9 protein-coding genes are annotated in these 8,531 nt (G+C 62.4%); all 9 read right to left on the bottom strand.

What is annotated here, in order from left to right:
• Positions 1 to 40: 40 nt before the first annotated feature.
• The gene (locus tag ACT3TD_RS14370) at positions 41 to 169 is read right to left on the bottom strand and encodes a hypothetical protein (RefSeq protein WP_444615086.1); all 129 of its coding nucleotides are present in this window, start codon (positions 167 to 169) and stop codon (positions 41 to 43) included.
• A gap of 11 nt (positions 170 to 180) precedes the next feature.
• Positions 181 to 480, bottom strand: coding sequence for a hypothetical protein (locus ACT3TD_RS14365; RefSeq protein WP_444615084.1), 300 nt, complete (start codon positions 478 to 480; stop codon positions 181 to 183).
• A complete protein-coding gene (locus ACT3TD_RS14360; RefSeq protein WP_444615082.1) occupies positions 477 to 1,301 on the bottom strand; it encodes a metallophosphoesterase family protein in 825 nt (274 codons plus the stop codon). The genes ACT3TD_RS14365 and ACT3TD_RS14360 overlap by 4 nt, the downstream gene beginning before the upstream one ends.
• A gap of 192 nt (positions 1,302 to 1,493) precedes the next feature.
• Positions 1,494 to 1,874, bottom strand: coding sequence for a helix-turn-helix domain-containing protein (locus ACT3TD_RS14355; protein ID WP_444615080.1), 381 nt, complete (start codon positions 1,872 to 1,874; stop codon positions 1,494 to 1,496).
• 270 nt (positions 1,875 to 2,144) lie between these two features.
• Entirely contained in the window at positions 2,145 to 3,230 is a 1,086-nt protein-coding gene (locus ACT3TD_RS14350; protein WP_444615078.1) for a metallophosphoesterase family protein, read from the bottom strand.
• 113 nt (positions 3,231 to 3,343) lie between these two features.
• Positions 3,344 to 4,369 (bottom strand): hypothetical protein, encoded by a 1,026-nt coding sequence (locus ACT3TD_RS14345; RefSeq protein ID WP_444615076.1) that lies wholly within the window; start codon positions 4,367 to 4,369, stop codon positions 3,344 to 3,346.
• 16 nt (positions 4,370 to 4,385) lie between these two features.
• Positions 4,386 to 4,850 (bottom strand): hypothetical protein, encoded by a 465-nt coding sequence (locus ACT3TD_RS14340; protein ID WP_444615074.1) that lies wholly within the window; start codon positions 4,848 to 4,850, stop codon positions 4,386 to 4,388.
• 182 nt (positions 4,851 to 5,032) lie between these two features.
• Positions 5,033 to 7,648: a DEAD/DEAH box helicase family protein gene (locus ACT3TD_RS14335; RefSeq protein ID WP_444615072.1), complete on the bottom strand. Its 2,616-nt coding sequence runs from the start codon at positions 7,646 to 7,648 to the stop codon at positions 5,033 to 5,035.
• Between the two features lie 4 nt (positions 7,649 to 7,652).
• The coding region (locus tag ACT3TD_RS14330; RefSeq protein ID WP_444615070.1) for a DNA methyltransferase at positions 7,653 to 8,531 on the bottom strand (879 nt) is incomplete at its 5' end.

Below are 8,531 nucleotides of genomic sequence, written 5' to 3'. Positions count from 1 at the left end.
TGTGGCCTGCACGCTGCTCGTCTGCCGGAGCCTGCGGCATCTACCGCGGGCGCCGGGGGACCGTGTTGCCCTCGGTGAGCTCCACGTCGAAGATGTCGGGGTGTACGGCGAAGTACCGCTCCACCGCAGGCGGAGTGTTGGGGTCTGAGGTTTCAGGGTTGTTTGTCATGGGGATTCTCCTTACTCGGGCATCTCGCCGCGGATCCTGGCTACCGTTGCCAGTTGCTCCGGCGTGAGGTCGGCGACGGTCTTCTTCTCAGTGGTGAGCGCCCACCACACCGTGGCGTCCATCCCACAGCGCTGGCAGGTACGCGGGGAGACCACACCCCACTCGCCCATCTGCGGCGGGTAGTCCCAGCCGGCATCGTAAGCCTGGGCCGAGGTCAGCGACGCGGTCTTCCCGCAGACCTCGCAGACGTGGTCGAAGGGGACATCGGCCGGGATCTGGCAGGGGTCGGGATATTCGGGGTGAACAGTCATGCTGATGCTCCGTTCCACAGGGTCATGTCGTCACCGGTGTCGCGCCTGCCCGAGGCCACGCACCAGGTCCACGAGTCAGTGTCGAGGATGGCGACGGAGCCGACGCGGGTCTCCAGGGCCAGGGAGACGACCTGGACCCCGTCATGGACGCTGGCGTGACGGGTGTGGTGGTGGCCGTGGACAAGCGCCCGAGGACGTGCGGCGGCCATGAGCTGGCCCAGCTTCGCGCGGTTGGCCTCCCCAGGCGGATCATCGAGCTTGTCACGGGCGTGACCACCGAGGGCGCACAGCTCATCGAAGGCGGCCGTGATCGTCTCGTGGGTCACCAGCACATCCACCGGTCCTGCATCGGCGGTGGTGAGGGCCCGGTCGAGTTGGGTGTCGGTGATGTTCTCCGCCGGCCACCAGGACTGCCCCTCGGTGCGGTACTCGCGGTCGGTGCTGCTCGCCCCACCGCAGAACAGGAGCTCCGCCCCCGCGATCCGCGCGCGGGTCCCCCGCGGCATGTAAGTGACATGCTCTGAGATGACCACCGGGTCGGTGGCGTCCGGGGTGAGGTAGTCGAAGTTCTCGTGGTTGCCGTCGATGAAGCGGTAGTTCACCAGATCTGGGTCCACCCCTGCACCGCGGCAGACCCGGGTGATGATCCGCTCCAGCTTCGCCGGTTCCTTCGGCTCGTCGTAAATCCAGAAGTCACCGACCTGGATGATGGAGGTCACACCGCGGTTCAGCGCGGTGGCCAGGGTGTGCTCGAAGGCGGCCGGCTTGCCGTGAATGTCGCCGATAAAGGCGATGGCGTGGGGGACGTGGTCGGCGGTCATGGGGGAAGAGTAGGTCGTCGACTGGTGTGGTGTCCAGTATTGTGAGTCCACTTCTGCGCAGGTCAGATGATGTTTCCAGGTCACCGGTAGTGTCGTTTCGGTGAGGTTGGATTGTGCTGGCTTTCCTCCGGCCGGCGGTGACACAGTCGGCGTCGAGGCTCTCCTCGGACACCGGGGGTGCCAGGGCGCCGGTCAGTCCTTGTACATGGTGGTGTTGAGGATGTCGTAGAGGCCGTCAGCCTGACTCTGGGCCTGCATACGATCCAGTGCTTCGGCGCGGCGGGTGTGCAGGGTCTCCTGGAAAGCGAGCACACTGTCGGCCCTGATCCTGATCCGGCGTCCCTGTGACAGGTACGGGAGCTGGCCTTCTTCCAGCATCCTGCTCAGTGCCGGGAGTGGGATGTTGAGCATGGCGGCGGCTTCCTCGGCGGTCAGCAACCTGGCGCGGGCGGTGGTGTTGTCGTCGGTGAGCTCGGTGGTGAAGATGTCGGGGTGTGCGGTGAAGTACTGCGCCACCTCGGCATCGTGGTGGGGGCCGGTGGACTCGGGGTCGAACTCGGGCTCGGTGGTCATGGTGGTGACGCTACTGGTAGTGCGGTCGTGTCGTCCAGTATCGTGTGCCAACTTCTGCGCAGGTCAAACCATGTTTCCTGGTCACTGGCCGTGCTGTCGTGCCGCCAGCGCCGCCCACAGTTGAAGCTCCGGGGTGCCCCACATGTCAGGCAGTGGGCTGAGGTCCCGCTAACCGTCGAAGCGGGGATCCGGGTCGAGCAGGTGCGCGGCGAGGGCATCGAGATCGTCGTCGATGAGCCAGCCGGCGAATTCGTCGGCGAAGTCCTCCCACTACGGGTGGTCCGACAGTATCTGTCGGACCATGAGGGTGAGCCGCCGCGTACGGATCGGATTGGGGTGGGGACGCTGTGAGTCAGGCTGGTGGCCCTCCGGGTACCTGTGCCCGAGTTGGCGCTGCAGGGCCATGTAGTTCGCGGTGATCGACTCCACGGTCTGGCGAGGTGTGGAGTCCGGCAGCGCAGGCTCGGGCCACGGCGTTTCCACCTGTGCCCACGGGCGCAGTGGGAGGATGTCGATGGTGAACCGGGTGTCGAGGACCTCGGTCTGGTCGTCGTTGTAGGTGAAGACCGTTCGGCTCACCGGCACCGACCAGGTCCACTGGTCCGGGCCACCGCCGTGGGTGTCGAGTACGACGACGGAGCCGTCTTTAATTTCTTTGGCCAGGGCGACGTCCAGCGTTCCGGTCAGTTCACCGTCCAGGGGTGCGGCGAAGCGGGTGTGGTGATGCCCGTGCACATGGACTCGCGGGTGCACGGCGATGAGAACGCGGTCCATGCGGGCCCGGTCGGCCTGGCTGAGCGGGTCGGATTCCTTGGTCTGGGCGTGCGGACTGTTGTGGGCCAGTGCAGTGAACGCTGCAGATCCGGTCTCGTGGGTGACGAGGATGTCCGCCGGGCCAGTACCGGTGCTGGCGGCGGTGATGGCGCGGGTAACCTGGGCGTCGGTGATGTGCTCTGTGGGGAACCAGTTCACGCCCTCGGTCCGCCACTGTCGGTCGGTGGAGGTAGCCCCACCGAGGAACAACATATTGATCCCGGCGACGGTGGTGCGCAGTCCGCGGGGCATGTAGGTGATCGACCGGGTCAGCGCGGTGGGTGCGGTGGCGTCGGGAGTGAGGAGGGTGAAGTCCTCGTGGTTGCCGTCGATGATCCGGTAGTCGACGTCTGGAGCGCGTTCGTCGAGGCTGAGTTGCAGGAGTTCGAGGTCGGCGGGGCGGTGGAAGCCGAAGTCACCGGTCTGGATGATTGTCGCCGCGCCGACGGACACGGCGAGGTCAAGGGTCTGCTCGAAGGCGTTGGGCTTGCCGTGGAGGTCGCCGATGAAGGCGATGCGGTTCGGGTCCGGGGCGGCGCTCATGGGCCGAGGGTAAGGGACATGACAGGCCGTTGGCTAGAGTATGTGTCCAGTTCTGCGCTGGTCAGAGTGGGCTCTATGCGGATCGCTTTCCCTTAGGGAAGTACTGGCCTGAGCTATTGATCGTTCAGGACGGAAAGTACATTCTCGGAGTTACCGATCAGCTCAAGTATTCCGGCGGCATAAAGGGCCCACTCATTCGCGGTGCGCCCTTCAAGGCGCAGTGCAGAAATGAAATGTCTCCGCATATTGCATGGAACGTGAGTTGATAGTTTCGTACCTATCTTACGAGCTTCGTCAACTTTGGCACTTCTCATTTTATCTTCTGGCGTTTTTGGATCGCGCGCATGAATTAAATCCCAAAATGGATTTCCTGGTTCCCTCACCGGCTCTTTGTAGGTTGCCGACTGAATGGCGACAATCGCAGATTCGTGCCAAACTGTGCAATTTATCTTTGGCAAAGGTACCTCAATTCTCTGAATGGCAGCGATGGCGCTTCGTCGGAGGGCGAGTGAAATACTCCCTGGATCCTCGCGGGAATTGACATAGCGTGCTGTGTCGATCCCTTCGGGGCATGCGTCAGATAGTTTTACGTCGCCGAAAATTCCATTAAACTCGGCATCACACTTCTCTGCGGTTACGGCATCGTCTCTAAGTGTAACGCGGTAGAGATAGAAGGGCTTCCCAAAGGAGTCCTGCTCGTCAATTCGTCTGAGCATATTATGAATCGCTGATTCGTAAGTGCCTACATGAAGGGCAACGGATTTTGCATCTTCAATAAATTGATTAAACGATTCTCCACCCAGGGTGTTCCTTAGGTTTTCTATGAACCAATCCGGTTTATCGAATGTGGGGTCAAACTTAGCTTGTGGCCAGTCTGGAATTGTACTGGTATGATACCATGTAAAACGATTGACATTCTCCGGGTCGAGAATTGGATCGTACGGGTCTGCGGTCACCCGAGGGGATTCTTCATCCTTGCAAGTGATTCCACAGGCCGGGCAAGATTCCTCTACTTGTTCCAGTGCTTCAAGTATTTCCAGGTTGGCGGTGAAAATATGTCCACACTGATGGCACAACATGTATCTGTCTCTGAAGAAGTTGATGGGGCGCTCGTTATTGGGGTAAGTGTGCGTCGTCATATTCTTCTGCCCCCCGTCACGCCGACTTCAGGATGATGGGGAAGCGGTGCCACTTTCGCTGGTGGTCTTCGTTGCCGTTGGTAACTAGAGCTGTCGGGTCCATTTGCCAGTGCAGGTGGTCGGAGGGGAGCTTCCTGCTTAAGTGGCGCCAGAGGGGAATGTATCGGATGGTCATATCGAAAGTCTGTCCAGGTGCGAGGTGCTGGCTGCGCTCCAGAACCGTCGAGACCCTTGGGCGAAGAAGAATGCCGTGATTCCCTCCGCGTGGGCTGCGCTCGGAGACGACTGATCCCTCACACATCATCCACGTTCCGCCGATCACGGCAGGGCGGAGTCGGTTGTTGATGATGGTTACAGTGCTATCTGGTCCGGCGGTGGCCTCGAACGGCGGTTTGTCCATGATCCGGAAGATGGCCAGCACCAGTGCCACAATGAGGCCGGAGCTCACGCCGCCGAAGATGGCTACGAGATAGTCGTGCAATGTTTTCCCTGGGATCTCTCGTATCGAACCCGTTGTCGATACTGTTGGTACAGATTCTAGTCGACGGGCGGACCGTGACTGACCTGAACTCGACAGCCTGTTCGAGTTATCGACGTGTGCAACCACAAGACAGAACAACGACCCTCACCGGTGATGGTGAGGGTCGTTGTCCGATACGGGGACTACGACCAGACCGGGGCCGTCCTGCCGAGCAGCCCCTGCCATGAGTCCACAGCCTCGATGTCCGTCTCCGAAGCCAGGACATAGCCCCACTGCTGCGGGAAACGGTCGTCACCGGTGATCTCACGCATCACAGCTTCGGCGACCCGACGTTTCTCCTGGACCTCGGTGTCGTCGATCTTCGACGTTGCCTTCGCCTCGATGATCCAGTAGTTGCCGTCGTTGTCCCGGACCACGAAGTCGGGGTTGTAGTACCGGTCGCCGCCGGACCAGGCGAAACGTGCCTTGTCACCCGGGTACAGCCGCTTCCACCACTGGACCTCGGGATCGAAGTTCAGCATGTAGGCCAGCTTGTACTCCGCGCTCAGGGAGTCGAACTGAGCAGCGTTGAACAGGCTGTTGTTCTCCCACGGGCCGTAGTGGCCTTGCCTGGTAAACGTACCCAACAGGTCATCAGGCTCCACGACGGGGAGGAGCTCCACTCCGACCGGCAACGTGAACGAAGAGACCACAGGCAGCTTGACCGGACTGATCTCGGGCACCAGCCTCGTATTGCTTCCCACGAAATCCTTCTTCGCGGACTTAAGAAGCACCTGGATTTCTTTGCGAGCGCTTTCCAGGGCCTTTTCCGTCCACGGCTCACGACCGACCAATCCGAGGAACGGGATGAGGATCCGCGCGTTCAGGATCCTCATGTTCCTCTCGGTGGGCGTGAACGTACGGGTTCCGACAGCCTCCTGGGCAAGCACCCGGTTGACGAAGTCGTCGTCTACGACATCTGCACCACCTGTTGCGCGTGTGGTGGGGGCCAGACGGATCTTCCCGTCATTAGTCTCCACTTTCCGCCGGTCCAACTGCACTCCCTCGACCGATACCTTCGCCATGGCCTCTCGCACCTGGTCGTCGGTGACCGCCGACAGGGAGAAGGGGTCCACGTGGGTTCCCATGGTGGACGAAGGAAACAGGAATGTCGCGTCGGAGAACTTCTCGTTGATCTCGACGGTGACTGGTTCCGGAACTTCCTCCGGCTCTGGCACCTCCTCGCCATCATCGAGTTCGTTGATGCCAATGACAGACCGGGGCTCGACCGGCTGAATGGTTCCCGTCAAGGTCTTCCCGGGAACGTCACCGCCGGTGGCCGGCTGAGTGTCGTCAGGAGTGCTTCCCGTGCCGCCAGTCGGGCCGACAAACGGCACGGGGACGGTCTCGTTCGTACCCGGGGTCACTGGGACCTCGACCTCTACAGTCCCGCCTGTCATGTGGTCTCCGTCGCCGGCGGGAGCCGGCGCGGCGCCCTGCTCGATACCGAACACCTTCAGTGCGTCTTCGCTTTTAAGGTAATTCACGTAGGACTTGTGGGCGATGATGTCGAGCTGGTCGATGGTCTCCACGCCGGTGTATGCCTTGAACGGCAGTCGCAGGCCGCGGCCCATGGTCTGCTGGGTCAACACCTCAGAGGCCATGGCACGCAGCGAGACGATCACCGCAACGTTGCGGGCGTCCCAGCCCTCGCGCAGCTTGCCGACCGACACCACGGCCTCGACGGTGGAGTCCGGGGTGTCGATGGCGTCGAGCCGGCGGCGGGTGTCCTCGTCGTCATGTTGGGAGTCGACCTGCAGGACCCGCGTGCGATCACCGACGTAGCCGGGTCCTGAGAGAAGGGAGGCGACCTCGCTGGCGTGGTCGATGTCGGAGCAGGTCACCAGCATCACCGGGCGGACCGGAGTCACCGTGGGGTTGTTGCGGGTGTACTTCAGGTACTCCGCGGCCTTGGCCCGCAGCACGGCGAGACCGTCGCGCAGCTGGCGTTCTTCGGCGTCGGCGTATTCGGAGTAGTCGGTGGCCCGGCACACGATCACCGGGCGCTTGACGTAGCGGTCGGTGATCGCCTGGTACAGCGGGTACCGGAAGACGATGTCGTCGCCGGGCTCGGCGGATGCGGTCAGTCCGATGGTGACCGCCGGGTCCAGCTCCTTCAGCGCGGCGTTGAACGCCTTGGCGTCGCTGCCGTAGAGGTGGGACTCGTCGGCGATGATCACCAGGTCGTCGAGGGACTGGAGGTACTCGTAGACGTTGCCGTCGGTCTCGCTGAACCGGCGGACCTTCGCCCGCCGGGCCTCCATGGTGGTGCCGAGGGTGTCCTGGTCGGATTTCTTCGGCGCCAGGAGGTTCTGGACGTTGAAGACGAACACGTCAGAGCCGGTGAAGCTGTCCGGCAGGGTCTCCTGGCTCCGGTTCTTCGTGGCCCCTCGGGTGTTGTCAGGGGTATAGACCCGCGGCGGAACATCGAAGCCGCCGATGTACTTTCGGTTGTTGCGGGCGAAGTTGGCGACCGTCTTGGACTGGATCACCAGGCCTGGGGTGACGACCATGACGTTATAGTGTCCGCACTGCCGCAGGTACTCAATCAGCGCACCCATGACGTAGGTCTTTCCCACGCCGGTAGCGAGGTTGAGCACCAGAGGATTCTGCGGGTCGAACTCGCCACCGGCAATGCGGGCGACGGTGGCATCCAAGGCAGCCCGGTTGGGATTACGCAGGTCGAACTGGGTGGCGACGGCGTTGACGAGACCTTCGTCATGGACCAGGTCGAGAGGCTTGTTGTGGGACTGGTTCATCAGATCAGGCCTCCTGGACGGTGTCGTCGGCGAGCAGGCCGGCGGCGGTGGTGGGGTGGAAAATGTCGTCGGGGATGTGGACCATGCGACAGCCGCGCTTGACCTGGCGCAGGTGACTGCGGATCGCCTCGTCGGGTTCGGTGGTGGCGATGGTGAGCAGTTCACCGTCGGCCAGCTCGGCGAGCAGTTCATCGACGCGGCTGGTCAGCAGAGTCCCCTCGACGACAACCAGGCGCATACAGCCTCGGATGCCGTGGAACACCGGGTCATCCGGGGTGTGGTGGAAGTTAAGGTTCGCGGCCACGGAGTTGATCAGGGTGTCGCCGGTTGCTGCGTCGGTGAGCAACGTGAGCCCGAGCGTCTCGTCGTAGTCGAAGCATTCCGGGGACAGACGTGCGACGGTGAATCCGCCACCGCCGCGCCAGTTGACGGTATCGGGAGTCTTCGTGGTCTTGGACAGTGCCTTCAGCGCCTTGACCTGGGGGCACTTTTTCAGGTCATCATCGTCGCGGACGAGCTTGTTGAGCAGGGAGGTGAACTTCTGGGCGTCCTCAGCACTCATGCCCTCGGGGAGGTCTGTGCCGGCGGCTGGGACCCGCTCTCCCTTGGACGTGGTGATGCCACCGTGGTCCTCGCCGCGGACGACTTTCTCCAGGCGGGGGCGGGTGAACTGGGTGAAGTTGTCCTCCTGCAGCTCACAGGTCACCCACCGGCGGCCCATCTTCTGGGCGACCGCCGCGGTGGTACCGGAGCCGGCGAAGACGTCGAGGACGATGTCACCGGGGTTGGTCGCGATGTGGAGGACGCGCTCCAACAGGCGCTCGGGCTTCGGAGTCTTGAAGGGGGTGACTCCGGGGAAGAGTTTAGTTTGCTCTTTCACTGC

Source organism: Corynebacterium sp. AOP36-E1-14, from assembly GCF_052377495.1.
Lineage (GTDB): Bacteria > Actinomycetota > Actinomycetes > Mycobacteriales > Mycobacteriaceae > Corynebacterium.
This window is presented reverse-complemented; position numbering and strand designations above follow the sequence as displayed.

Excerpts from the sequence above, each read along its gene's own strand:
- ACT3TD_RS14370 (WP_444615086.1), bottom strand. The coding sequence starts at position 169 with ATGACAAACAACCCTGAAACCTCAGACCCCAACACTCCGCCTGCGGTG.
- ACT3TD_RS14335 (WP_444615072.1), bottom strand. The coding sequence starts at position 7,648 with ATGAACCAGTCCCACAACAAGCCTCTCGACCTGGTCCATGACGAAGGT.
- ACT3TD_RS14355 (WP_444615080.1), bottom strand. The coding sequence starts at position 1,874 with ATGACCACCGAGCCCGAGTTCGACCCCGAGTCCACCGGCCCCCACCAC.
- ACT3TD_RS14345 (WP_444615076.1), bottom strand. The coding sequence starts at position 4,369 with ATGACGACGCACACTTACCCCAATAACGAGCGCCCCATCAACTTCTTC.
- ACT3TD_RS14365 (WP_444615084.1), bottom strand. The coding sequence starts at position 480 with ATGACTGTTCACCCCGAATATCCCGACCCCTGCCAGATCCCGGCCGAT.
- ACT3TD_RS14350 (WP_444615078.1), bottom strand. The coding sequence starts at position 3,230 with ATGAGCGCCGCCCCGGACCCGAACCGCATCGCCTTCATCGGCGACCTC.
- ACT3TD_RS14360 (WP_444615082.1), bottom strand. The coding sequence starts at position 1,301 with ATGACCGCCGACCACGTCCCCCACGCCATCGCCTTTATCGGCGACATT.